Origin of the sequence: Gryllotalpicola ginsengisoli DSM 22003, from assembly GCF_000419445.1 — a bacterium.
Lineage (GTDB): Bacteria > Actinomycetota > Actinomycetes > Actinomycetales > Microbacteriaceae > Gryllotalpicola > Gryllotalpicola ginsengisoli.
The window spans coordinates 20,384-43,809 of the sequence record NZ_AULK01000002.1 but is presented as its reverse complement, the minus strand read 5'-3'; the positions used below and the strand labels follow the sequence as shown (position 1 = coordinate 43,809).

The window sequence follows — 23,426 nt, the reverse complement described above, 5'->3', positions numbered from 1 at the left end:
GACTCAGGCTACCGAAGCGGTCCGACGCTCTCGCCGCCCGTCAACAGGGGCTCGACGCGCTCGCGGATGCGCGCGGCGATGCGGTCCGCGGGCTCGGTCGCATCGAGCACGGCCCAGCGCTCGGAGTCGGCCTGCGCCATCGCGAGATAGGCGGCACGGATGCGCTCGGAGAACTCCAGAGCCTCCGCCTCGATGCGGTCGTACGCCTTCTGCGCGCTGACCAGGCGCTCGCGCGCCGCGGCTGGATCGAGGTCGAGCAGGATCGTCAGCCGCGGGTACAGCCCACCGGTCGCCCACTCCGACAGCCGGCGCACCTCGGCCGGGTCGAGCACGCGGCCCGCGCCCTGGAACGCCACCGACGAGTCGATGTAGCGGTCCTGCACGACGACGTCGCCGCGCTCGAGCGCCGGCCGCACCTTCGTGGCGATGTGGTGGGCGCGGTCGGCGGCGAACAGCAGCGCCTCGGCGCGCGGGGCGATGTCGCCGCGGTGGTGCAGCACGATGTCGCGGATCAGCTGCCCGACCTCGGTGCCGCCGGGCTCCCGGGTCGCCGTGACCGTGCGCCCGGCATCCGTCAACCAGGCCGCCAGCCGGTCGATCTGCGTCGTCTTGCCGGAGCCGTCGAGCCCCTCGACCGTGAGATAGAGGCCCGCGGTCACTTCTTCGCCGTCGTCCGGCGGGAGGTGCTCTTCGCGGTCGACGAGCGGCGGGTCGGCTTCTTGGCCGGGCCCTTGGCCCGCTTCTCGGCCAGCAGCTGCACGGCCCGGTCGAAGTCGATCGCCTCGACGTCCTCGCCGCGCGGGATCGTCGCGTTGGTCTCGCCGTCGGTGACGTACGGCCCGAAGCGGCCCTCGCGCACCCGGATCGGCTTGCCGCTGACCGGGTCGGGGTCGAACTCCTTGAGCGCGCTGGAGGCGCGGCGTGCGCCGTACTTCGGCTGGGCGAGCAGCTCGAGCGCGCGCGGCAGGTCGATGTCGAAGATCTGGTCCTCGCTCTCCAGGCTGCGGGTCTCGGTGCCCTTCTTCAGGTAGGGCCCGTAGCGCCCGTTGGCCGCCACGATGGGCTCTCCCGTCTCCGGGTCCTCCCCCACGGTGCGCGGCAGCTCGAGCAGCTTCAGCGCGGTCTCGAAGTCGATCGTGTCGACGCTCATCGACTTGAACAGCGACGCGGTGCGCGGCTTGGGCGCGTCGGCCTTCTTGGTCTTGCGCTTCGGCTTGGCCTCGGGGTCGGCGACGGTCTCATCGGATGCCGCTTCCGGCAGCACCTCGGTCACGTAGGGCCCGTACCGGCCGTCCTTCACGACGATCTGCGTGCCGTTCTCGAGCGTGCCGAGCACCCGGTCGCCCACCTCGGGGGCGTCGGCGAGCTCGCGGGCCTTCTCGGGCGTCAGCTCGTCGGGGGCGAGGTCGTCGGGGATGTTCACCCGGCGCGGCGCGGCGTCGGGGTTCGCCGGGTCGGCGACCTCGAGGTACGGGCCGTAGCGGCCGATGCGCAGGGTGATGTCGTCGGCGATGCGGATCGAGTTCACCTCGCGCGCATCGATCTCGCCGAGGTTGTCGACGACGCCGCGCAGCCCCCGGTGGTTCTCAGTGCCGAAGTAGAAGCCCTTCAGCCAGTCGCGGCCCTCCTCGTCGCCCTCGGCGATGCGGTCGAGGTCGTCCTCGAGCTCGGCGGTGAAGTCGTACTCGACGAGGTCGCCGAAGTGGTCCTCCAGCAGCCGCACGACCGAGAACGCGATCCAGTTCGGCACGAGCGCCTGCCCGCGCAGGGTCACGTAGCCGCGGTCGATGATCGTCGAGATGATCTGCGCGTAGGTCGACGGGCGGCCGACGCCCATCTCCTCCAGCGCCTTGACGAGGCTCGCCTCGGTGTAGCGCGGCGGCGGGGTGGTCTGGTGACCTTCGGCCTCGACGCCCGCGTTCTCGAGCCTCTGGCCCTCCGTCAGCGGCGGCAGCTTGGCCTCGGTGTCGCTGCGGTCGGCGTCACGCTCCTCGTCGCGCCCCTCCTCGTACGCGTGCAGGAAGCCGCGGAAGGTGATCACCGTGCCCGACGCGGAGAACTCGGCGACGGTGCCGTCGAGCTCGCCGCCGACGACCTTCGCCTCGATGGTGACCGACGCGGTCTGGCCCTTGGCATCGGCCATCTGGCTGGCGACGGTGCGCTTCCAGATCAGGTCGTAGAGCTTGAAGTCGTTGGCCGACAGGCTCTTCCGCACCTCGTCGGGGCTGCGGAACACCTCGCCGGCCGGGCGGATCGCCTCGTGCGCCTCCTGCGCGTTCTTCGACTTGCCGGTGTACACGCGCGGCTTCTCCGGCACCGTGTCGGCGCCGTACAGCGCCGCGGCCTGGGCGCGGGCCGCCTTTGTCGCCTGCTGCGACAGGGACGGCGAATCCGTGCGCATATAGGTGATGTAGCCGTTCTCGTACAGCGACTGCGCCACGCTCATCGTCTGCCGCGCGCTGAACCGCAGCTTGCGCGCGGCCTCCTGCTGCAGCGTCGAGGTGGTGAACGGCGCGGCGGGGCGGCGCGAGTACGGCTTCGACTCGACCTTGCTGACCGCGGCGGTCGTCGAGTCGGCGTTGAGCGCGTCGGCGAGCGCGTGTGCGCTCTCGTCGGTGAGCACGGATGCCGCGCTCTTCAGCTTCCCCTTGTCGTCGAAGTCGCGCCCCTGCGCCACCCGCTCGCCGTTGAGCCTGACGAGCCTGGCGCCGAACGGGGCGGTGTCCTCGCCGGGCGTGAACCGGGCGCTCAGATCCCAGTAGCTGGCGGGCACGAAGGCCAGGCGCTCCCGCTCGCGGTCGACGACGAGCCGGGTGGCCGGCGACTGCACGCGGCCGGCCGAGAGGCCCGGGGCGACCTTGCGCCACAGCACGGGGCTGACCTCGTAGCCGTAGAGGCGGTCGAGCACGCGGCGGGTCTCCTGCGCGTCGACGAGCTCCATGTTGATGTCGCGGGTGGCGTCGCGGGCGGCCTCGATCGCCTCGCGGGTGATCTCGTGGAAGACCATGCGCTTGACCGGCACCTTCGGGTTGAGCACCTCGCGCAGGTGCCACGCGATGGCCTCGCCCTCGCGGTCTTCATCGGTGGCGAGGATGAGCTCGTCGGCATCCTTCAGCGCGCGCTTGAGTTCGGTGACCACCTTGGTCTTGCCGTCGGAGACGACGTACCAGGGCTTGAAGCCGTTCTCGACGTCGACGCCGAACTTGCCGAGGGGCCCCTTCTTCTTGTCCGCAGGCAGGTCTTTCGGCTCGATGAGGTCGCGGATGTGGCCGACCGAGGCCATCACCTCATACCCGTCGCCGAGGTACTGGGCGATCGACTTCACCTTCGTGGGCGACTCGACGATGACCAGCTTCTTGTTGCCTGGCACCTGACTCCTTTTGGTCGACGCGTTCGACGCGTCGTGACTGTTGAATGTGATTGCGGCGCTGCGGATGACGCACTCCCGGTGCGGATGCGTGGCCTTGCAGGCACACCATACACAGTGTGAACGGGGCGGCCGCTGCGAAATATGCCCCCCTTGCCGCGGCGGCCCGGATGAGGACAATGAGCGTCATGAGTACCACAACAGCGCGCAGGACGTACACCGCGAAACTCACGGACGGCCCGCTGGAAGGCAAGACCATGAGGGCCGCGTTCCTCGAATCCGGCGACCCGCAGCCGCGCATCAGCATCCCGGCGAACGACCGGGGCAAGCGCTTCGTCTACTCCCGCAGCGGGGCGATCAGCGAGTTCGACGAGAGCGACGGCGCCCCGAGCGTCGTCGACTACCGCTACTTCGGCGCAGACTTCTCCTAGCCTCGCGGCGGCGGAATCACGGCGTGCCGGGAGGGCCGGCGCGGGCGCGCGCCGAGACCTCGAAGGAGAGGTAGCGGGCCCGGGCCGAGACGAGCGCCACCGGTCCGCTGGTCTCGCACGAAGCGAGTTCGGCACCGTCGAGCGTCGCGGCGCGGCGCGCGTTGTCGCACGGATACCCCGCCGAGCGCCCCGAGATCGTGTCGGCCGCGGCGAGAGCGGCCGCGTCGGCGGCGTTCTGCACGTTCTGCTGCGCCGCCACCGCCCCGACCGCCGGCAGTGCGGCGCCCGCGAGCAGCACCGTCGCGCCCAGCACGCCGACCGCGAGCACCGACCCGCTCATGATCCGTCCTCCGCATCCGGGTCGGCCGGCCCGAGCGCGCAGCCGCGGGCGTGCAGTTCGAGCCGGCCGAGGCCGACCGGGCCGAAGTGCGCCTGCTGGGTGAGGGCGACGCAGACGAACGCCCCGTCGGTGCTCTGGGCGATCGAGGCGCCGGAGGCGGCGGCGGCCACCCGGGAGCGCATCGTGCCCGGGTCGTCGCCGCGCGCCAGCATCCGTGCCCCGCTCGAGGCCGCGGAGGCCAGCGCAACCTGCTGCGCCACCACCTGCACGGCGCCGAGGCAGAGCGCGAGCACCATCAGCACTCCCGGCAGCACGACGGCGAACTCGGCGGTCACGGTGCCGCGTTCGCCGCCGCGCGAGGCGATCCGGTCAGCTGCCGACCGTGAGCGCACGGTGCACCAGGTCGGTGAGCATGCTGCGCACCTCGTCGCCTTTCAGGATGACGACCAGCAGCCCGGCGAAGCCGACGGCGGCCATCGTGGCGACGACGTACTCGGCGGTGGCCGAGCCGGCCTCGTCGGCGAGCGCCCGCGCACGGGCGGTCAGGGTGCGGAACGGGTTCATGGGTTCTCCTGTCTTCTCTTGGCGCGGGCGGATCGATCATGGGGCAGAGTGCCGACGTCGCAGCGCGCGGACCCCGCGGAATGTGGAAAGTCAGCCGAAGGTCACCCCTGTGGAGGAGAACAGGGCCACCAGCACGGGCACGACGCCGAGCAACATGAACGCCGGCAGCACGCACACCGCGAGCGGCAGCATGAGCCGCACCGCGACCGCGGCCGCGGCCGTCCGCCCCATGGCGTCGGCGTCGGCGCGTCGCCGCTGGGCCTCGGCGCGCAGCAGCCCGACGGTCGGCACTCCGGCGCGGGCGGCGAGCGCGAGCACCCGGTCGAGCGCGCGGGCGTCGGCCTCGCGGGCCGGCACGGGCAGGAACGCCGCGTACGCGTCGACGACGGATGCCACGAGCCCGCGCGCCCGCTCCACTGAGGCGCCCGACGCCATCGCCACCGCCATCAGCTCGAGTTCGAGACCGGGCACGAGCTCCCGTGGCTCGGCGCGGGCCAGCAGGCGGCGGCTCCACCGCTGCGAGGCGAGCATCAGCGCGAGGCCCGCACCGAGGCACGCCCACCCCACCGGCGTGGCGAACAGCACCCGCGGGGTGTCGAACCCCATGCCGAGTCCGAACAGCAGCGCGACCAGCGGCAACGCCCCGACCAGCCGGGCCGTCGACCGGGGGCCGGCGAACGCGACGCCCAGCTCCCGGTGCAACGCCGCCGCATGCGACAGCTCGGCGGCGAACCGCTGCAGGCACGCAGCCAACGGGGCGCCCGAGCGGACCGCCACCGCCCAGGCGGCCGCGAACAGCCCCCACGCGATCGACCGGTGCCGGGCGGCGCCGGCGCGCGGGGCGCCGCCACACACCGCGGCAATCGCCTCGGAGACGTCGTCGGCGCGCCCCGCGGCGGCCGCCGCCTGCGCAACCACCACGCCGGGGTTGAGCGCCGACGGGCCCGCCCGCGGCATCCCCCGCCCGCCGCCGACTGGAGGCCCGCCCGCGGAGCGGTCGCGCGCCGCGGCCTCGGCGTCATCCGCCGTCTCGGCCACGTATGCCCACGCCCGCTCGGGCGTCACTCCGGCGGCCAGCAGCACCCCGAGGCGCTGCGCGATCGCGGCCACCTCTTCCAGCGCGTCGGCGGTCGAGCGGGCGGGCGCAGCGCGCGGCGCCGGCGCCGGAGCATCCGTCGCCCGGCTCATGCCGCGACCGCCTCGAGCCGCCCGCCCGGCCCGACCTTCAGCCGGCCGAGCGCGGCGACGCGCCGGCGGCCGCCGCGGCGGTCGAGCTGCACGACGAGGTCGACGGCGCTGGCGGCCTGCCGCGCGACCGCCGTGTCGTCGAGTCCGGCGAGGGCGCCGAGCGCCTCGATGCGCGCCGGCACGTCGGCCAGCGAATTGGCGTGCAGCGTGCCAGCGCCGCCGTCGTGGCCGGTGTTGAGCGCGCCGAACAGCTCGCGCACCTCCGCTCCGCGGCACTCCCCCACCACCAGCCGGTCGGGGCGCATGCGCAGCGCCTCGCGCACGAGGCGCGCGAGCCCGATTCCGCCGGCGCCCTCGAGATTCGGCTGCCGGGCCTCGAGCGACACCACATGCGGATGCGCCGGGCGCAGCTCCGCGACGTCCTCCACGACCACGATGCGCTCGTCGGGTGCGGCGAGCGACAGCAGCGCCGACAGCAGGGTCGTCTTGCCGGACCCGGTGGCGCCGGCGATGAGCAGGTTCTGCCGGGCGGCGACCGCCTCGCGCAGCCGCTCGGCGACGGCGGGCGGCATCATGCCGGCGGCGGCCAGCTCGTCGAGCGTGAGGCGCGCGGCGCGCGGCACCCGGATCGAGATCACGGTTCCGCCGGTCGAGATCGGCGGCAGCACGACGTGCACGCGCACGCCGTCGCGCACCCGCACGCTCGCGATGGGCGAGGCCTCGTCGACGTGGCGCCCGCCGAGCGCCACGAGCCGCACCGCGAGGGCGCGCACCTCGTCCTCCGCAAGCCGCCAGAGCGGGTCGCGCCGCAGGCCGGCGCCCTCGTCGAGCCACAGCGCGCCGTCCGAAGCGACGAGCACGTCGGTCACCGCAGGCAGCGCGAGATAGGGGGCGAGCGCGCCGAACTCCGACCAGTCCGGGGCGGGCACGGATGCCTCCCCCGAGGCGCCCGGGAAAGGGATCGGCGGCCCGGCTTCTCTCCCGGCATCCGCCCGCGCCTGGCTGATGCGCCGGGCGCTGACCGGGCCGCCGCGCGACCGCATGTCGGCGCCGCCGCGCCGGGGCACGAAGGGCTCCGGCGGGGTGGATGCGGCGGCGGGTCGATCGGTCACGCGAGGCACGGTAGCCGCGGCATCCGTCGCCCCTGCGGGCGTGAGCGCGGAATCGTGGAGAACCGGGCGCGGCGCGGGGGTGTGCGGGGGAAGTGGGAGCCTAGGGTCTCCATTCACGCTGCGCGTGAGTCGACCGGCGGGGGCTTCGAGACGCCGGCGGGGCCGGCTCCTCAGCTGGCGAGACACCGACCCGTTAAAAGAAGGGGGCGGCACCTATTGGGGGGAACAGGTGCCGCCACAGCGACGCGCCAGTTGGGGGGAACTTCACGCGCCGCAGGCTGGATACGAAATCCGGCCGTGTTCAGTGTACGGCATCCGCAACGCAACGCAACGTCCATTTCTGAACCCGTTCACCGCACCGGCGATACGGTGGACTCCGTCGGCGGGTTCGCCATTAAATAATGACGAGCGCGCCGTGCCTCGCAGGGCCGCCGGGCGCGGCCCAGCACGCAGTCCACACACCGCAGGCACCTGAAGGCAACTCGCAAAGGAGCGACTCTCGATGGCCGATACGATCGACAACCTGTTGCACGAAACCCGGCGCTTCCCGCCCAGTGAGGAGTTCGCCGCCAACGCCGTCGCGAAGGCGGACCTGTACGAGCGCGCGCGAGCCGACCGGCTGGGCTTCTGGGCCGAGCAGGCACGCGAGCTGCTGCACTGGAGCACCCCGTTCACCACGACGCTCGACTGGTCGAACCCGCCGTTCGCCAAGTGGTTCGCCGACGGCGAGCTGAACGTCGCCTACAACTGCCTCGACCGGCACGTGCTGGCCGGCAACGGCGACCGCGTCGCGCTGTACTGGGAGGGCGAGCCGGGCGACAGCCGCGCCATCACCTACGCCGAGCTGACCAGCGAGGTGAAGAAGGCCGCCAACCTGCTCACCGCCCTCGGCGTCGGCGAGGGCGACCGGGTGGCGATCTACCTGCCGATGATCCCCGAGGCGATCATCTCGATGCTGGCGGTCGCGCGCATCGGCGCCGTGCACTCGGTCGTGTTCGGCGGCTTCAGCGCCGAGAGCCTGCGCGCCCGCATCGACGACGCCAACGCGAAGCTCGTCATCACCGCCGACGGCGGCTGGCGCAAGGGCAAGGTCAGCCCGCTCAAGCCCGCCGTCGACGAGGCGCTCGCCCTCGACCACGGCGACGGCCCGGCCGACTCGGTGGAGCACGTGCTGGTGGTCAAGCGCGGCGACAACGACATCGACTGGGTCGACGGCCGCGACCTGTGGTGGCACGAAGAGATCGCGCAGGTGAGCGACGAGCACGAGGCGAAGCCGTTCGGTGCGGAGCATCCGTTGTTCATCCTGTACACCTCGGGCACGACGGGGAAGCCGAAGGGCATCCTGCACACGAGCGGCGGATACCTCACCCAGGCCGCCTTCACCCACAAGAACGTCTTCGACCTGAAGCCCGAGACCGACGTCTACTGGTCCACCGCCGACGTGGGCTGGATCACCGGGCACACGTACGTCGTCTACGGCCCGCTCGCGAACGGCGCGACCGAGGTGATCTACGAGGGCACCCCCGACCACCCCGAGCCGGGCCGCTGGTGGGACATCGTCGAGAAGTACCAGGTGTCCCTCTTCTATGCGGCGCCCACGGCGATCCGCGGGTTCATGAAGCAGGGCCGGCAGATCCCGCTCGCGCGCGACCTGTCGTCGCTGCGCCTGCTCGGCTCGGTCGGCGAGCCGATCAACCCCGAGGCGTGGATCTGGTACCGCGACATCATCGGCGGCGGCCGCACCCCGATCGTCGACACCTGGTGGCAGACCGAGACCGGCGCCATCATGATCTCCGCGCTGCCGGGCGTGACGACGCTCAAGCCGGGCAGCGCGCAGGTGCCGCTGCCGGGCATCTCCATCGACGTGGTGACGGATGCCGGCGAGCCGGTGGGCCCCGACGAGGGCGGCCTGCTGGTCGTCACGGAACCCTGGCCGTCCATGGCCCGCGGCATCTGGGGCGACCCGGAGCGGTTCAAGGAGACCTACTGGGATCGGTTCAAGGAGCGCGGCTACTACTTCGCCGGAGACGGCGCCCGGAAGGACAAGGACGGCGAGATCTGGCTGCTCGGCCGCGTCGACGACGTCATGAACGTATCGGGCCACCGCCTCTCGACCGCCGAGATCGAGTCGGCGCTGGTGGCGCATCCGCTCACCGCGGAGGCGGCGGTCGTCGGCGCCTCCGACGAGACGACCGGCCAGGCCGTGGTCGCCTTCGTGATCATCAAGGACTCGCAGAAGTCGGCCGCCGCGGCCGAGGACGTCGCCAGTGAGCTGCGCAACCACGTCGCCGCCCAGATCGGCCCCATCGCCCGGCCCCGGCAGGTCTACGTGGTCAACGAGCTGCCGAAGACCCGCTCGGGCAAGATCATGCGCCGGCTGCTGCGCGACGTCGCCGAGGGCCGCGAGATCGGCGACACGACGACCCTCGCCGACACCACGGTGATGCAGGTGATCGCGACCGCGGTGCACTAGCGCGCCGCGGATTTCCCAAAACGCACGCCAGGGAGGAACTTTCCACAGAAAGTTCCTCCCTGCGCTGCGTGTTGGGCATTTCGCTCCACAGGCCGCCGCCCGGCGGGCTCACCGTCCGGCGACAAGCCGCACCCTCGACGGCATGACGGTTCGCACCCTGCTGAGAGACAACCTGGGCATCGTGACGAGACGGATGCTTCGTGCCGAAGGCGTCACGGATCACAAGCTGCGCCGCTGGATCGCGGACGGCCAGCTGATCCCCGTCAGTCGCAGCGTGGTCGCTCGGCCGTGGGCCGACCCGGCCCTCGTGCGTGCGGTCGCGCTCGGCGGCAGGCTCGCGTGCGTCTCGGCAGCGCGGTTGCGCGGCATCTGGGTCGTCGACGACGGCAGGCTGCATGTGGCGTTCCGCGCCAACCACAGCCATTTCGTCGACGACGGTGTCGAGCCGCGGCCGCGTGCCCACTGGGACAGCGCACCGCTCGATCCCCTCGGCGACCTGATCTACCTCGAGTCAGGCCTCAACATGCTCTGAGTGTCCTCGCGGATTCCGGACTCGAATCGGTCACGCGCGTGAGGCTCATCCTCGAGGGAGTGCCGTGCCGCGAGCAGGTCGTCATCGACGGACACCCTGTCGACCTGCTGATCGGCGACAGGCTGATCATCCAGCTCGACGGCAAGCAGCACCTGGAGGACTCGGGGCAGCTGGCTCGCGACCGCCGGCAGGACCGCCGGCTGAGGCGGATGGGATACACCGTCCTGCGCTACGGCTACGCCGAGGTGATGCACGACTGGGCCAGGGTGCGGGCGGAGATCGCCTTCCACCTCGGCCACGGCTCGCACCGAATCTCCCAAGACGCACGATAGGGAGGAACTTCTGCCGAAAAGCTCCTCCCTAGCCTGCGTCTTGGGATTCTCGCATCGCCCGGTCGAGCGAGGGGCCCCGCCCGCGCCTACTCGAATTCGAGCACCAGCTCCACCTCGACGGGCGAGCCGAGCGGCAGCGCCGCCACCCCGACGGCCGAGCGGGCGTGGGCGCCTGCGGCGCCGAAGACGTCCCCGAGCAGCTCGGAGGCGCCGTTGATGACGCCGGGTTGACCGGTGAACGAGGCATCCGATGCCACGAAGCCGACGACCTTGACCACCCGGGTGACCCGGTCGAGCGAGCCCAGCACCGAGCGGGCGGCGGCGAGCGCGTTGACGGCGGCGATGCGTGCGTACTCCTTCGCGTCATCGGATGCCACGAGCCCCGGCCCCTCGCCGACCCGGCCGACCGCGGGCAGCGAGCCCGAGACGAACGGCAGCTGGCCGGCGGTGTAGACGAGGGAGCCGGTGATCACCGCGGGCACGTACGCCCCGGCGGGCGCGGGCACCTCGGGCAGCGTGATGCCGAGCTCGGCGAGGCGCGATTCGGCGGAGACGGGGGCGCCCATCAGGACTCGTCCACCGGGCGCTTGAAGAACGCGATCAGGCCGCCCTCCGGGCCCTGCGCGACCTGAACCAGCTCCCATCCCTCGGAGCCCCAGTTGTTCAGGATCGCCGTCTCACGGTGCAGCAGAAGCGGGGTAGTCACGTACTCCCAGCGAGCCAAATTCTCTCCTCGATCGATGCGTACGAATCCGCGCGAATGCGGGAGCGCCCGAGCCGGTTGCCAGGTTCCCGTCTGTATCTTGAATCCTATGTCTGCCCGAAATGTCACTGCCACAGGTGTGATCGGCGGCCTCATCGGCTTCATCGCGATGAGCGTGGTCGCAGGCCTGCTGGTCGCCGCGGCGGTGACCCCGGCGGTGGCGGTCACCGGCATGGCGGCGAACAACAGCATCGGTGTGTTCGAGGGTCTGCCCGAGTACATCAAGATCGACCCCTTGGCGACGCGTTCGACGATGTACGCGACCAAGAACGGCAAGCCGCAGGCGATCGCGACCTTCTACTCGCAGAACCGCATCATCGACAAGTGGGACCAGGTCAACCAGATCGTCAAGGACGCCGCGGTGAGCGCCGAGGACCCGCGCTTCTACGAGCACGGCGGCATCGACCTCGAGGGCACCGCCCGCGCCATCGCGGTGACCTACCTCGGCGGCAGCGGCGACGTGCAGGGCGGCTCGTCGATCACGCAGCAGTACGTCAAGAACGTGCGCCTGCAGACCTGTGAGAAGTACAACGTGCTGGTCGACGGCACCGGCGATGCGCAGAAGAAGGCGCAGGCCGAGATGGACAAGAAGTACCAGGACTGCTACGACGAGTACACGCAGCAGACTCCCGCCCGCAAGGTGCAGGAGATGAAGCTCGCCATCGGCCTGGAGAAGAAGTACACCAAGCGCGAGATCCTGCTCGGATACCTCAATATCGCCGGCTTCGGCGGCCAGATCTACGGCATCGAGTCCGCCGCCCGCTACTACTTCGACACGACGGCGGCCAAGCTCACGCTGGCGCAGGCCGCCACGCTCGTCGGCATCGTCAACAACCCGAACAAGCTGCGCATCGACCTGACCGACAAGGAGTCCCCCGACAACGGCCCGAAGTCGGGATACAAGCTGGCCAAGCAGCGGCGCGACTACGTGCTCTCCTCGATGCTGAAGAACAAGAAGATCTCCAAGGCGCAGTACGAGGCGGCCGTCAAGACCCCGATCAAGCCGAAGATCACCCCGCAGCCCTCCGGCTGCGCGCAGGCCGCGAAGTACGACGCCGCGTTCTACTGCCAGGCGGTGATCAACGAGCTGCAGAGCAACACCGTGTTCGGCAAGACGCAGGATGATCGCGACGAGCTGCTGAACCACGGCGGCCTGAAGATCTACACCGCGTTGAACCTCGACCTGCAGTCCAGCGCCCAGGCCAATCTCAGCGCCTACATCCCCGCGACCCGCGCCGGCATGGACCTCGGCGCCGCCGACGTGTCGGTCGAGGTGGGCACCGGCCGCGTGGTGATGGCGGTGCAGAACCGGCCGTACAACACGACGAATACGCTGCAATCGGATTCGACGACCGTCGCCTACCCCTTCGATTACCAGCACGGCGGGTCCGCGGGCTTCCAAACGGGGTCGTCGTACAAGACCTTCTCGCTGATCGAATGGCTGAAAGAGGGCCACGCGCTCAACGACTACGTCAACGCACCCACGGGCACCGTCACCATTCCGCAGTCGAACTATCACGCCTCCTGTCAATCGGGCCCCTTCGCCGGAACCTGGACTCTGGGCAACGACACGGCCGGCGAGGGCGGGCGGATGACCGTGCTCACCGCGACCAAGGAGTCGGTCAACACCGCGTACGCCGTCATGGGCGAGCAGCTCGACATGTGCGGCATCCGTGATGTCGCGAAGTCGCTCGGCGTGAAGCCCGCGTACCCGTACGAGCGCGAGTACAACTCGGCGGGGCAGCTCGTCATCGTGAAGGACGACAACGGCAAGCCGGTTCCGAGCCAGCTCAACTACCAGCCGGCGTCGATCCTCGGCACCAACTACATCGCGCCGGTCGACATGGCGGTCGCCTACGCCGGCATCGCCAACAAGGGCAAGACCTGCTCGCCGATCTACATCGACAAGATCGTCGACGCGAACAACAAGTCGCTCGCGGTGCCGAAGTCGACGTGCACGCAGGCGATCGACCCGAAGATCGCCGCGACGGTGGCCTACGCGCTGAAGACCCCGTTCCAGGCCGGCGGCACCGCCCAGGCCGCGAACCCGGGCGACGGCGTGCCGATCATGGGCAAGACCGGCACCTCCGACAACTCCGAGGAGAACTGGCTGGTCTCCTCGACCACCAAGGTCGCCAACGCGGTCTGGGTCGGCAACGTGTCGGGCAACGTCGGCTTCCAGAGCCTGACCTGGCCAGGGCCGAACCAGGGGCGCAACGTCAAGTTCAGCGTCGTGAAACCGATCCTGCAGGAGCTGAACCGCGTCTACGGCGGCAGCGAGTTCCCCGCACCGGACGACAAGCTGACCAACGGCGAGCAGATCCCGGTGCCCGACCTGAGCGGCAAGACGGTCAGTGAGGCGAAGTCCATCCTCTCCGGCCTCGGCTTCACCTACCAGGACGGCGGCGAAAAGGACTCCTCCGTCGAGAAGGGCAAGGTCGCCGGCACCAACCCGGGCGCGGGCAGCAAGGCCAGCAAGGGCTCGGTCGTGCAGGTCTACACCTCGAAGGGCAACCTGGTGAAGGTGCCGAACGTGGTGGGCAAGTCGGTGGCCGACGCCACGAAGACACTGCTCGCGGCGGGCTTCCACGTGAAGGTCAGCGGCAGCACGTCCGGCACGGTCTCCGCGCAGAGCCCCGGCGCCGACTCGGAAGCGAAGGAGGGCGCCGAGGTCACCATCACCGTCAAGGCGGCGGCCAAGAGCAGCGGCGACGGCGACAGCGGCGGCTCGTCTCCGGCCCCCGGCGGCGGCGGTCATGGCCACCATTAGCCCATCCCGGTCCAACGGATGGCGCGGCGCGGGCTCCCTCGTCACGACCGGCGCCGCCCTGGCCGCCGGTGCGCTCGCCTGGGGCGCCCTCGTCGAGCGCAACCTCTTCACCCTGCGCGAGCACATCGTGCCGGTGCTGCCGGCCGGCGCCGAGCCGATCCGGATGCTGCACCTGAGCGACCTGCACATGGCGCCGTGGCAGCGCGACAAGCAGGCCTGGATCGCGGCGCTGGCCCGCCTGCAGCCCGACCTGATCGTCGACACCGGCGACAACCTCGGGCACCGGGACGGCCTGATCGGGGTGGCGGCCGGGCTCGAGCCGTTCCGCGGCACGCCGGGGGTGTACGTGTGGGGCTCGAACGACTACTTCGCGCCGAAGCCGCGCAATCCGATGAAGTACTTCACCGGCCCCTCCCGCCTGCACGGCGAGGCGACCCGGCTCGACATCGACGCGCTCCGGCGTTACTTCGACGACCTGGGGCTGACCGGCCTCAACAACACGGCGGCCGCGATCACGGTCAAGGGCACCCGGTTCGAGTTCTTCGGCGTCGACGACCCGCACCGCGGCTACGACCGGCTCGACCTCGTGGCCGGCGCGATCGACGAGCTCGAGGAGAGCTTCGACGAGGAGTGGGGCTTCGAGACGCGCCAAGGCGCTCCTCAGCCGGCGGGGAAGGGGCGCCGCGGCGCTCCTCGATCGCCCCAGAACTCCGTGGTGCGCATCGGCGTCGCGCACGCGCCGTACCAGCGGGTGCTGAACGACTTCGTCAACCACGGCGCGCAGCTGATCCTCGCCGGCCACACGCACGGGGGCCAGATCTGCGTGCCGGGCTTCGGCGCGCTCGTGACCAACTGCGACATCCCCCGCCAGCAGGTGAAGGGGCTGAGCATGTGGCAGCACGCCCGGCGCTCCTCCTACCTCAATGTGAGCGCGGGACTCGGCACATCGATCTACGCGCCGGTGCGCTTCGCCTGCCCGCCCGAGGCGTCGCTGCTGACGCTGGTGCCGACGGCCGAGGCATCCGTCGCCTAACAGCTCGCGCATATCGGGCGCGTAACAATGGGTCGATCACGGCGCCCACTGAGAAAGCTCCCACCCTGCCTGGGTACCCTCTCCTCCGTGTCTGTCTTCGCGTCGTTCCGGGGGTCCCGCTCAGGTAGCAAGGTCGGCGCGATCGCGTCCTTTCTGGGGCTGAGCGTCCTCGCCGGCGTGCTCGTCGGGGCACTGCTGTCGCCCGCCGCGTTCGCGAGTTCGACCATCGTCAACAAGGGCTCCGATGCCTTCAACTCCCTGCCCGACTATCTGAAGATCGACCCGCCCGACCAGTACACGGCGTTCTACGCCACCAAGGGCGGCCAGTGGGTGAAGATCGCGCAGTTCTACTACCAGAACCGCGTCGACGTGAAGTGGAACCAGGTCGCGCAGACCGTCAAGGACGCCGCGGTGGCGACGGAGGATCCGCGCTTCTACAAGGAGGGCGGCGTCGACATCATCGGCACGCTGCGCGGCGCGACCAGCACCGCCCTCGGCGGCAGCGTGCAGGGCGGTTCGTCGATCACCCAGCAGTACGTGAAGAACGTGCTCGTGCAGCGCTGCGAGAGCGAGTACTCGGTCGACGCGAACGCGACGAAGAAGCAGCAGAAGCAGCAGGAGAAGAAGCTCAACGACTGCTACCAGGACGCGGCCGGGGTCAGCGTGGATCGCAAGATCCAGGAGATCCGCTACGCGATGGGGCTGAGCAAGAGCTACTCGAAGAACGAGATCCTGCTCGGCTACCTCAACCTGGTCGGCTTCGGCGGCTCGACCTACGGCGTCGAGGCCGCCGCCCAGCACTACTACAGCACCAGCGCCGCGAAGCTCGACCTGAACCAGGCGGCGACGCTGGTCGCGATCCTGAACAACCCGGCCAACCTGCGCATCGACCAGACCGCGAAGGAGAACCCGGGCAGCAACCCCGACAACGGCTACAAGGCCACCAAGGACCGCCGCGACTACGTGCTCGAGCGGATGCTCGTGAACGACAAGATCACGAAGAAGCAGTACGAGGAGACGGTCAAGCAGCCGATCACGCCGAAGCTGAAGGACGTGCCGTCGGGCTGCTCCACGGCGCAGCAGTACGACGCCGGGTTCTTCTGCGACTACGTGCAGGACATCATGCTGTCGGACAAGGCCTTCGGCAAGACGGCCGACGACCGGCGCCGCCTGTTCCGCCAGGGCGGGCTGAACGTCTACACGACGCTGAACCTCGACCTGCAGTCCACCGCGCAGAGCTCGCTGGACGCGGTGATCCCGCACTCGACGACCTACGATCTCGGCGCCGCCAACGTGTCGATGGAGGTCGGCACCGGCCGCGTCGTGACGATGGCCGAGAACAAGACGTACACCGCGGGGGCGACCTCCGATCCGGGGGCGACGGCGGTGAACTACACCACCCCATACGAGTACGGCAGTTCGGGCGGGTTCCCGACGGGCTCGTCGTTCAAGCCGTTCGTGCTCGCCGATTGGCTGGAGAAGGGGCACACCCTCTACGAGACCGTGAACGGGTCGAGCACCTGGTTCAACTACCAGGACTTCAAATCGACCTGCGGGTCGGATGCTCCCTACGGCGGCAACGCGCTGTTCCAGGTGCAGAACGACGAGTCGTGGGAGGCCGGCTACCGCTCGGTGCTGTCGGCGACGCAGCTGTCGGTGAACACGGCCTACATGGCCATGGCCGAGCAGCTGAACCTGTGCGAGGTGCACGAGCTCGCGAAGTCGATGGGGGTGGACAGCGCGAACCCGGCGAACAAGTGGTCGACCGCGCCGACCAGCGCGATCGGCGTGAACTCGGTCTCGCCGCTGCAGATGGCCGAGGCCTACGCCGGGTTCGCCAACGGCGGCATGACCTGCACGCCGATCGCGATCGACAAGATCACCCGGATGGATACGGGCAAGTCGATCACCGTGCCGAAGACGACGTGCACGCAGGCCATCCCCAAGGACATCGCCGACGCCGTGATCTACGCCCTGAAGACCGTCATGGTCTCCCCGGGCACCGGCGCGCTCGCCAACCCGGGCGACGGCATCCCGCTGTTCGGCAAGACCGGTACGAGTGACGAGGCGCAGCAGAACTGGCTCATCACCTCGACCACGAAGGTCGCGCAGGCGACGTGGGTCGGCAACACGGGTCCGCAGTCCGAGTGGGTGAACATCCGAAAACAGAGCTTCACGAATGCGACCACGGGGGCGTACGTCTACGGCGGCGACGCCAAGCTCGTGGTCGCGAAGCCCATCATCGCGGCGCTCAACGCCGTCTACGGCGGCGGGGACTGGCCCGCGCCTTCGAGCGAGCTGCTGTACGGCTCGAACTACCAGCCGCCGGCCACGACCGCGCCGCAGCCCAGCACGACGGCGACGCCCTCGCCGTCGGCGTCGGCGACCTCGCAGCCCTCGCAGACGTCCCAGCCGAGTCAGCAGGCCTCGCAGACGAGCCAGCCGAGCCCGAGCACGGGAACGGACACCGGCGCGGGCAGCGGCGACAGCGGAGGCGATGCCGGCGGCCTGCTCGGCGGCGGTGATCAGACGGAACCGACACCGGGCACCGGCTGACCTCCGGGGCCGGGCCGCATGGTCTGCGCCGCTCACACGATCGGGTAGACTGGCCGAGGCCCTTCGGGGCCGACCGGGGTATAGCGCAGCTTGGTAGCGCGCTTCGTTCGGGACGAAGAGGCCGTGGGTTCGAATCCCGCTACCCCGACATTCGTGAAGCCCCCTCCGCAAGGAGGGGGCTTCGTCGTTCCGCGGCGCCGCCTCCCCGTTCCCGATGGCTGAGGAGCCGGCGCAGCCGGCGTCTCGAAGCCCGCCCTTCGAGACGCGCTCCGCGCTCCTCAGGGAACGGGCTTCGAGGCGCGCGTCAGAGGAGGGGCCAGGGCACCGCGTGCCAGCCGATCCGCGGCTCGGGGAACCGCGCCTCGTCGAGCAGCAGCTCGCACCGCCAGTCGAGCACCTCCACCTCTGCGGAGCTGAGCAGCCCCGCGAGCTCGGCGCCCAGGGCACCGGTGAGGGCGGCGCGCAGCCGCGCGACGCCCGCGAGCTCGTCCGGCCGCAGGGCATCCCCCGCCCACCCCCACAGCACGGTGCGCAGCTTGTCGTCCTCGTGGAAGGTCAGCCCGTGGTCGACCCCGTGCCGGTGCCCGTCGGGCATCTCGAGGATGTGCCCGCCCTTGCGGTCGGCGTTGTTGACGACCACGTCGAAGACGGCGATGCGGCGCAGCTCGGCCGAGTCCTCGTGGGCGATGGCTACGGGCAGCTCGGGGTCGCCGACGGCGTCGAAGACGCGCCGCCGCCCCGCCGTCATCCGCTCGCGACGCGGCACCAGCTCGACCGCGCGTCGGCCGCGGCCGGGCTCTCGCCACAGCTGCACCATGCCGGGCCCGAACGGCCCGTCGCGCACGCAGGTGGGCGGCACGATGTTCCAGCCGAGCGCCTCGGAGACGAGGTACGCGGCGAGCTCGCGCTGGGCGAGATCGCCGTCGGGGAAGTCCCACAGCGGCTTCTCCCCCGCCGACGGCTTGTAGATCACGGCGGTGTCGCCGACGCGGCCGAAGAACGCGGCGTTCGACGCGGAGGGGATGCGCGAGACGAGCTCGATCTGCCCGTCGCCGAGCTCGGCGGCGATGGTCATGACGCGGTCCCGGGGCGTGCGGGGGCGGCATCCGTCAGCGCGGTCGCGTCGCTCGCGTTGCGGGCGAGCACGGTCGCGCCGTCGGCGTCGTAGCGCACGATCGAGACGGATGCCGGGGCGACGGTGATCTGCTGGAACCGGTCGAGCGGCAGTCCGGACGCCTCGGCCAGCACCGCCTTGATGATGTCGGCGTGCGTGACGGCGGCCCACACGGCGCCTGGCCCGTGGTCGTCCTCGATGCGGCGGTCGTGCCGGGCGATGGCGGTGAGGGCGCGGGCCTGCATGCCCGCCATGGATTCTCCGCCGGGGAAGGTCGCGGCCGACGGGCGGGACTGCACCACCGACCAGAGCCTCTCGCGGGCGAGGTCGGCGAGAGCGCGGCCCTGCCACTCGCCGTAGTCGCACTCGATGAGTCCGCGGTCGATGGGCGCTGCGGGGGCAGGGGTTGTCTGCTGGTGGTCGAGGATCAGCCGCGCGGTCTGCCGGCAGCGCAGCAGCGGGCTCGAGACGACCGCGGCCAGCGGCACGGCGGCCAGGCGCTCGGCGGTGCGGGTGGCCTGCTCCCGCCCGGTGTCGTCGAGTCCGACGCCGGCGGCGCGCCCGGCGAGCACTCCTCGCGCGTTCGCGACGCTGCGCCCGTGCCGCACGAGGATCACCGTGGCCATGCCGCCAGCCTAGGCAGGCGCGTGCACGAGCGGGTGATCGGATGCGTCGGCCGACGTGACACGGCCGAGGGCCGGGTACTCCCCCGTGGTGAGCGACGACGGCACGGCGCCGAAGAAGGAGCAAGAGCGCGTGTTCCTGCGGCCGCCGGGCCGCAAGCTCATCGTGTTCGGCTTCGTGCAGCTCGCCAACTGGCTCTTCCTCATCGGGGTGAGCGTCGTGGGAGTCGTGCAGGGTTATCTCGGGGCATGGTTCGGCGTCGTGCTCGGTGCACTGTTGGTCGGTCTCCGCGTGTGGATCCTCCGCCGGTACCTGCACGCGTATCGGCAATACCGCCGCACGCGCAGCGACCTCGACCGGACCTAGGTGGCGGTGACGCGGGAGCGGGCGGTGGCGGCGCGAAACTCGCTTCGATCGTTACCGGGAGGTGGTCGCCGACGCGGCGGGCCGCTACCTTGTGGGCATGGCGACTCCTCGGCCCTACTTCCTGTTCCCCGGCACGGCACGTGAGGCGCTCACCCTGTACCAGCGCGTGTTCGGCGGCCAATTGCAGTTGAACACGTTCGCCGAATTCAGCCGCAATGACGGCCCCCCTGACGACATCGCCCACGGCGTGCTGACCGGGCCGGTCTCGCTCTACGCGGCCGACGCGGGCGCCGACGAGGCGACGTTCAGCAGCACGGGGCTGATGTTCGCGCTGCTCGGTGACGGCACGCCGGCGCAGTTGCACGCCTGGTTCGACGGCCTGGCTGAGGGCGGCACGGTCATCGACCCGCTGCAGGAGCGCCCCTGGGGAGCCAGCGACGGCCAGGTCATCGACGCCTTCGGCGTGAAGTGGCTGCTCGGGTACGAGCAGCCGGCCGAGGGCGAGGATTAGCGAGTCTGTGTCCTGGCCGCTCTCCGTCGGCAAGAGATTCGGCGCAGCACCGCCGTCGCTGCCGAAGCGGCGCGTGGGCCCATGGCCCGCGCCCGCGCATCCAGCTTTCCGCGCTACTTCAGCCCCGTCTCAGCGATCCCCTGCACGAACTGACGTTGGAACACCAGGAACACGACGATCACCGGAATCATCGAGAGCAGCGTCACCGCCATGATTTGATCCCAGGGGTGCGCATACGCGCCGTTGAGTGAGTTGAGACCGACCGACATCGTGAACTTGTCCGGTGTCTGCAGGGCGATCAGCGGCCAGATGAAGTCGTTCCAGCGCCACACGAAGGTGAGAATCGTGAGTACCGCGATCAGCGGGCCGCTCATCGGCAGCACGACGCTACGGAAGATCTTGAACTCGCCCGCCCCGTCCACCCGTGCGGCCTCGATCAGCTCATCGGGTAGCGCCACGAGGAACTGGCGGGCGATGAAGATGCAGATCCCCTGCGCTGCGCTCGGCAGGATCACCGACCAATACGAGTTCACGAGTCCGAGCTTCGACACGATCACGAACTCGGGCACGACGATCACCTGGATCGGCACCATGATCGTGAGAAGCATGAGTGCGAAGATCGCGTCTCGGCCGCGGAACCTGTACTTCGCGAACGCGTATCCGGCCAGCAGGCTGATGACCACCGAGATCACGACACTCGCCACCGAGGTGATCGTCGAGTTCAGCATCCACAGCCCTATCGGCTGGCTCTTGAAAACGCGAGCGAAGACGCCGAGGTCGACCCGTGACGGCCAGAGGGCGAAGCCGCCGCTCTGCGCGAGACCCCCCGGGCTGATGGCCGTGACGAAGACCCAGTAGACCGGGAAGAACATCAGCAGCGCGCCGGCAACGAGCAGCGCCCAGACCACCCACCGGCCGACGCTGTTTCGCTCCCGCTTCGGCCGAGGCGCGGGGGATGCGGGAGCCGTCGAAGCCGCCGCACCGTTGGCTGCAGTAATCGTCGTCATGCGAAGTCCTCCGACTTCCGAGAGAGGCGGCTACGCAGCCACGTGAGAACGAGCAGCGCGACCACGAGGAAGATACCGACGGCCGAGGCGTAGCCCATCTTCCCGTCTGTGAAAGCCGACCGGAAAATGTACTGGATCAGCACTGTTGTCGAGAAGCCAGGACCGCCGCCGGTCATCACGTAGATCACGTCGAAGGCCTGAAGTGAGAACACGATGTTCAACACGATGAGCAGGTAGGTCGTCGGGTTCAGCAGCGGCCACGTGATTGACGCGAACCGACGCCAGTTGCCGGCACCGTCGATCTGGGCCGCCTCGAGAAGTGACGGATTGATGCCCTGCAGGGCTGCCAGGTACGTCACCATGCAGAAGCCGATTCGCCCCCACACCACGGCGAGGATGATGGTCACCATCGCCCAATGCGGCGAACTGAGCCAGTCGATCCGTGGCAACCCGATGGTCTGCAAGAACGCGTCGACGATGCCGTCATCGCTGTTGAACATCCACACCATCACGAGCGAGACCGCGACGCCCGAGACGACCATCGGCAGGAAGTAGAGGCTGCGGATGATGCCGCGACCGGGCAGCTTGCGGTTCAGCATCACTGCGAGCAGCAGCCCGAGAGCTGTACTCGTGGGCACAGTGCCGACGGTGAACACTATGGTGTTCCACACGCTTGTCCAGAACAGCGGAGCAGTCAGCATCTGCTGGTAGTTCTGCAGCCCGACCCAGGTACCGCCTCCGAAGACCTGCACGTTCTGGAAGCTCAGCACCACGGCCGCGATGATGGGCGCGAACGCGAACACTGCGAAGAGCACCAGGCTCGGGCTGATGAAGGCCCAGGGCGCCACGCGGGCTTCGCGCCGCGACTTGCGCCGCCCCGCCTGGCTGTTCCGCTGAGGCAACGGAGCCGCCTCTCCTCCGTCGCCCCGACCCGTCGCGCCCTTGGTGACGCTGTGGGAGATCACGTTGGTCATGAGGACGCATTCTTGATTCCGTCGGCGATGTTCTTCGCGGTGGCCTTCGGCGTCTGCTGCCCGATGAAGCAGAGGTCGAGTTGGTCAGCGAGAACCTGGTTGATCGCGGCGAAGTCGGGCAGCGTCTCCACCTTCGCCATGGCAGCGGGAACCGTCGACGCCTGCTTGCTGAACACGGCCATCTGTTCCTTGTTCGACTTGAAGTTCAGTTGCGTGTTCATCAGCTGGGTGCGAACCGGCAGGAACAGGTCGTTCTCACAGAAGTACTGCATGTTCTGCTGATTGCACACGAATTGGATGAAGTCGGCCGCGACCGCCGGGTACTTCGAGTCCTTCGACACGGAGAGCAGGTTGCCGCCGAGATCGGATGCAGCGGACTGATCCTTCGGCATGTAGGTGATGTTCCACTTGTCCTGCGGAAGCGCCTTGCCGATGTCGCCCATGATCCAGTCGCCCCACATCATGAGGCCGACCTCGCCGCTGGTGAAGGTGTTCTCCACCGCCGCCGTAGTCGAGCCCTTGATCGTGTTGGACTTCGGAATCAACCCGTCCGAGTACAGCTTCTGGAACCATGCAATGGCCTCGACGCCCTCGGTCGTGTTGATCGCCGGCGTCTTGCCGTCGTCTTCCATCAGCTTGCCGCCGTGCATGTACAGGATCGGAAGCCAGCGGTAGGCGGTGTTCACTCCCTCGAAGCCATATGCGACGGCGGACTTGCCCGTCGCCTTCTTCACCTCGCGGGCGAGCGAGACGAGCTCGTCCCAGGTCCACGCGTCATCGAGGCTGGCCGGGGGCTTCGCCCCGATCTGGTCCATCACATCCGTGCGGTAGTACGTGCCGAAGGTGTCGGTGTGCTGCGGGACGCCGTGCACCTTGCCGTCCAGCTGGGCAGCGCTCCAGAACGTCGAACCGAAGTCCTTCCCGTAATCCTTGGGAAGGTAGTCGTCGAGCGCGATGAAGCCGCCGTTCGCCGCCCAGCGTCCGATCTGCTGCCAGGTGTTGCGGATGATGTCGGGAGCGTTGCCGCCGGCCAGCTGCGTACTGAGGTACTGATTGAAGTCACCGTTCGGCGTGACCTGCACCTTGATGTTGACGCCGGGATACTTCTTCTTGTAGTCGGCGGCGAACTTCTTGTAGGTCACGATGTCGGCCGCGATATTCCACGTGGTCAGTACGAGGTCGGCCTTCGTGTTGGGGCCGACGGTCGCCTGCGACGATGCGGCGCCCGTGGAGCACGCTGCGAGAGTCGAGCCGAGCGCCACGGTTCCTGCGGCTGCCGCGGCGTAGCGGAAGACCTGGCGCCGAGTGAGGGCGTTATCGCCGCTGGACGAAAAGGGGGAAGACATACAAACTCCTTTGTTCGTAGGTG

23 protein-coding genes and 1 tRNA gene are annotated in these 23,426 nt (G+C 69.7%); 10 read left to right on the top strand and 14 right to left on the bottom strand.

Annotation, left to right across the window (positions count from 1 at the left end; translation table 11 throughout):
• Positions 1-8 precede the first annotated feature (8 nt).
• Both tmk and topA read right to left on the bottom strand, forming a co-directional pair.
• A complete protein-coding gene (gene tmk, locus H563_RS0104755) occupies positions 9-659 on the bottom strand; it encodes a dTMP kinase (protein WP_022881459.1) in 651 nt (216 codons plus the stop codon).
• Entirely contained in the window at positions 656-3,370 is a 2,715-nt protein-coding gene (gene topA, locus H563_RS17075; protein ID WP_022881458.1) for a type I DNA topoisomerase, read from the bottom strand. Before topA ends, tmk begins: the two co-directional genes overlap by 4 nt.
• 185 nt (positions 3,371-3,555) lie before the next feature.
• On the opposite strand from topA, the gene H563_RS17610 reads away from it, so the two are divergent.
• Positions 3,556-3,798 carry a hypothetical protein gene (locus H563_RS17610; RefSeq protein ID WP_081416169.1) on the top strand — a complete coding sequence of 81 codons (243 nt, stop codon included), beginning with the start codon at positions 3,556-3,558 and terminating at the stop codon, positions 3,796-3,798.
• 16 nt (positions 3,799-3,814) lie between these two features.
• Here H563_RS17610 and H563_RS0104740 read toward each other — a convergent pair whose 3' ends face one another.
• From H563_RS0104740 to H563_RS15030, 5 genes are all read right to left on the bottom strand, one after another.
• On the bottom strand, positions 3,815-4,138 hold the full coding sequence (locus tag H563_RS0104740; protein WP_022881456.1) for an Rv3654c family TadE-like protein: 324 nt from the start codon (positions 4,136-4,138) through the stop codon (positions 3,815-3,817).
• Positions 4,135-4,473, bottom strand: coding sequence for a TadE family type IV pilus minor pilin (locus H563_RS15040; RefSeq protein ID WP_155865018.1), 339 nt, complete (start codon positions 4,471-4,473; stop codon positions 4,135-4,137). Before H563_RS15040 ends, H563_RS0104740 begins: the two co-directional genes overlap by 4 nt.
• A 34-nt stretch (positions 4,474-4,507) precedes the next feature.
• The gene (locus H563_RS15035; protein ID WP_022881454.1) at positions 4,508-4,702 is read right to left on the bottom strand and encodes a DUF4244 domain-containing protein; all 195 of its coding nucleotides are present in this window, start codon (positions 4,700-4,702) and stop codon (positions 4,508-4,510) included.
• A 90-nt stretch (positions 4,703-4,792) separates the two neighbouring features.
• Complete coding sequence (locus H563_RS0104725) at positions 4,793-5,890, bottom strand: type II secretion system F family protein (RefSeq protein ID WP_022881453.1); 1,098 nt, start codon at positions 5,888-5,890, stop codon at positions 4,793-4,795.
• A complete protein-coding gene (locus H563_RS15030) occupies positions 5,887-7,002 on the bottom strand; it encodes a TadA family conjugal transfer-associated ATPase (protein ID WP_022881452.1) in 1,116 nt (371 codons plus the stop codon). Before H563_RS15030 ends, H563_RS0104725 begins: the two co-directional genes overlap by 4 nt.
• Positions 7,003-7,504: 502 nt before the next feature.
• Here H563_RS15030 and acs point away from each other — a divergent pair.
• The 3 genes from acs to H563_RS18075 all read left to right on the top strand — a co-directional run bounded on the left by acs (position 7,505) and on the right by H563_RS18075 (position 10,339).
• The gene (gene acs / locus H563_RS0104715; protein WP_022881451.1) at positions 7,505-9,475 is read left to right on the top strand and encodes an acetate--CoA ligase; all 1,971 of its coding nucleotides are present in this window, start codon (positions 7,505-7,507) and stop codon (positions 9,473-9,475) included.
• A 142-nt stretch (positions 9,476-9,617) separates the two neighbouring features.
• The gene (locus H563_RS18080; protein ID WP_022881450.1) at positions 9,618-10,007 is read left to right on the top strand and encodes a type IV toxin-antitoxin system AbiEi family antitoxin domain-containing protein; all 390 of its coding nucleotides are present in this window, start codon (positions 9,618-9,620) and stop codon (positions 10,005-10,007) included.
• A gap of 38 nt (positions 10,008-10,045) precedes the next feature.
• On the top strand, positions 10,046-10,339 hold the full coding sequence (locus H563_RS18075; protein WP_022881449.1) for a DUF559 domain-containing protein: 294 nt from the start codon (positions 10,046-10,048) through the stop codon (positions 10,337-10,339).
• Between the two features lie 86 nt (positions 10,340-10,425).
• On the opposite strand, the gene H563_RS0104705 is transcribed toward H563_RS18075, so the two are convergent.
• Together H563_RS0104705 and H563_RS18070 are read right to left on the bottom strand one after the other, a co-directional pair.
• Complete coding sequence (locus tag H563_RS0104705) at positions 10,426-10,905, bottom strand: RidA family protein (RefSeq protein ID WP_022881448.1); 480 nt, start codon at positions 10,903-10,905, stop codon at positions 10,426-10,428.
• Positions 10,905-11,045 (bottom strand): hypothetical protein, encoded by a 141-nt coding sequence (locus H563_RS18070; RefSeq protein WP_162138920.1) that lies wholly within the window; start codon positions 11,043-11,045, stop codon positions 10,905-10,907. Before H563_RS18070 ends, H563_RS0104705 begins: the two co-directional genes overlap by 1 nt.
• A gap of 106 nt (positions 11,046-11,151) precedes the next feature.
• Between H563_RS18070 and H563_RS0104695 the strand changes: the two genes are divergently transcribed.
• From H563_RS0104695 to H563_RS0104680, 4 genes are all read left to right on the top strand, one after another.
• The gene (locus H563_RS0104695; RefSeq protein ID WP_027479102.1) at positions 11,152-13,872 is read left to right on the top strand and encodes a transglycosylase domain-containing protein; all 2,721 of its coding nucleotides are present in this window, start codon (positions 11,152-11,154) and stop codon (positions 13,870-13,872) included.
• Complete coding sequence (locus H563_RS0104690) at positions 13,859-14,905, top strand: metallophosphoesterase (protein WP_022881445.1); 1,047 nt, start codon at positions 13,859-13,861, stop codon at positions 14,903-14,905. Before H563_RS0104695 ends, H563_RS0104690 begins: the two co-directional genes overlap by 14 nt.
• A gap of 87 nt (positions 14,906-14,992) precedes the next feature.
• Positions 14,993-17,461: a transglycosylase domain-containing protein gene (locus H563_RS15020; protein WP_022881444.1), complete on the top strand. Its 2,469-nt coding sequence runs from the start codon at positions 14,993-14,995 to the stop codon at positions 17,459-17,461.
• Between the two features lie 74 nt (positions 17,462-17,535).
• Positions 17,536-17,609: transfer RNA gene (locus tag H563_RS0104680), tRNA-Pro, on the top strand.
• 156 nt (positions 17,610-17,765) lie between these two features.
• Here H563_RS0104680 and H563_RS0104675 read toward each other — a convergent pair.
• Both H563_RS0104675 and H563_RS15015 read right to left on the bottom strand, forming a co-directional pair.
• Positions 17,766-18,536 (bottom strand): SCO1664 family protein, encoded by a 771-nt coding sequence (locus H563_RS0104675; protein WP_022881443.1) that lies wholly within the window; start codon positions 18,534-18,536, stop codon positions 17,766-17,768.
• Positions 18,533-19,201: an MSMEG_4193 family putative phosphomutase gene (locus H563_RS15015; protein WP_022881442.1), complete on the bottom strand. Its 669-nt coding sequence runs from the start codon at positions 19,199-19,201 to the stop codon at positions 18,533-18,535. The genes H563_RS0104675 and H563_RS15015 overlap by 4 nt, the downstream gene beginning before the upstream one ends.
• A 55-nt stretch (positions 19,202-19,256) precedes the next feature.
• On the opposite strand from H563_RS15015, the gene H563_RS0104665 reads away from it, so the two are divergent.
• On the top strand, positions 19,257-19,565 hold the full coding sequence (locus H563_RS0104665; RefSeq protein ID WP_155865016.1) for a hypothetical protein: 309 nt from the start codon (positions 19,257-19,259) through the stop codon (positions 19,563-19,565).
• A gap of 97 nt (positions 19,566-19,662) precedes the next feature.
• Positions 19,663-20,076: a VOC family protein gene (locus tag H563_RS0104660; RefSeq protein WP_033209798.1), complete on the top strand. Its 414-nt coding sequence runs from the start codon at positions 19,663-19,665 to the stop codon at positions 20,074-20,076.
• Positions 20,077-20,189: 113 nt separating this feature from the next.
• Here H563_RS0104660 and H563_RS0104655 read toward each other — a convergent pair whose 3' ends face one another.
• Genes H563_RS0104655 through H563_RS0104645 form a run of 3 tightly spaced genes read right to left on the bottom strand, consistent with a single transcriptional unit; the run spans position 20,190 to position 23,403 of the window.
• Positions 20,190-21,083 carry a carbohydrate ABC transporter permease gene (locus tag H563_RS0104655; RefSeq protein ID WP_081416142.1) on the bottom strand — a complete coding sequence of 298 codons (894 nt, stop codon included), beginning with the start codon at positions 21,081-21,083 and terminating at the stop codon, positions 20,190-20,192.
• Positions 21,080-22,057, bottom strand: coding sequence for a carbohydrate ABC transporter permease (locus H563_RS15010; RefSeq protein ID WP_022881438.1), 978 nt, complete (start codon positions 22,055-22,057; stop codon positions 21,080-21,082). The genes H563_RS0104655 and H563_RS15010 overlap by 4 nt, the downstream gene beginning before the upstream one ends.
• A complete protein-coding gene (locus H563_RS0104645; RefSeq protein WP_081416141.1) occupies positions 22,054-23,403 on the bottom strand; it encodes an ABC transporter substrate-binding protein in 1,350 nt (449 codons plus the stop codon). The genes H563_RS15010 and H563_RS0104645 overlap by 4 nt, the downstream gene beginning before the upstream one ends.
• Positions 23,404-23,426 lie beyond the last annotated feature (23 nt).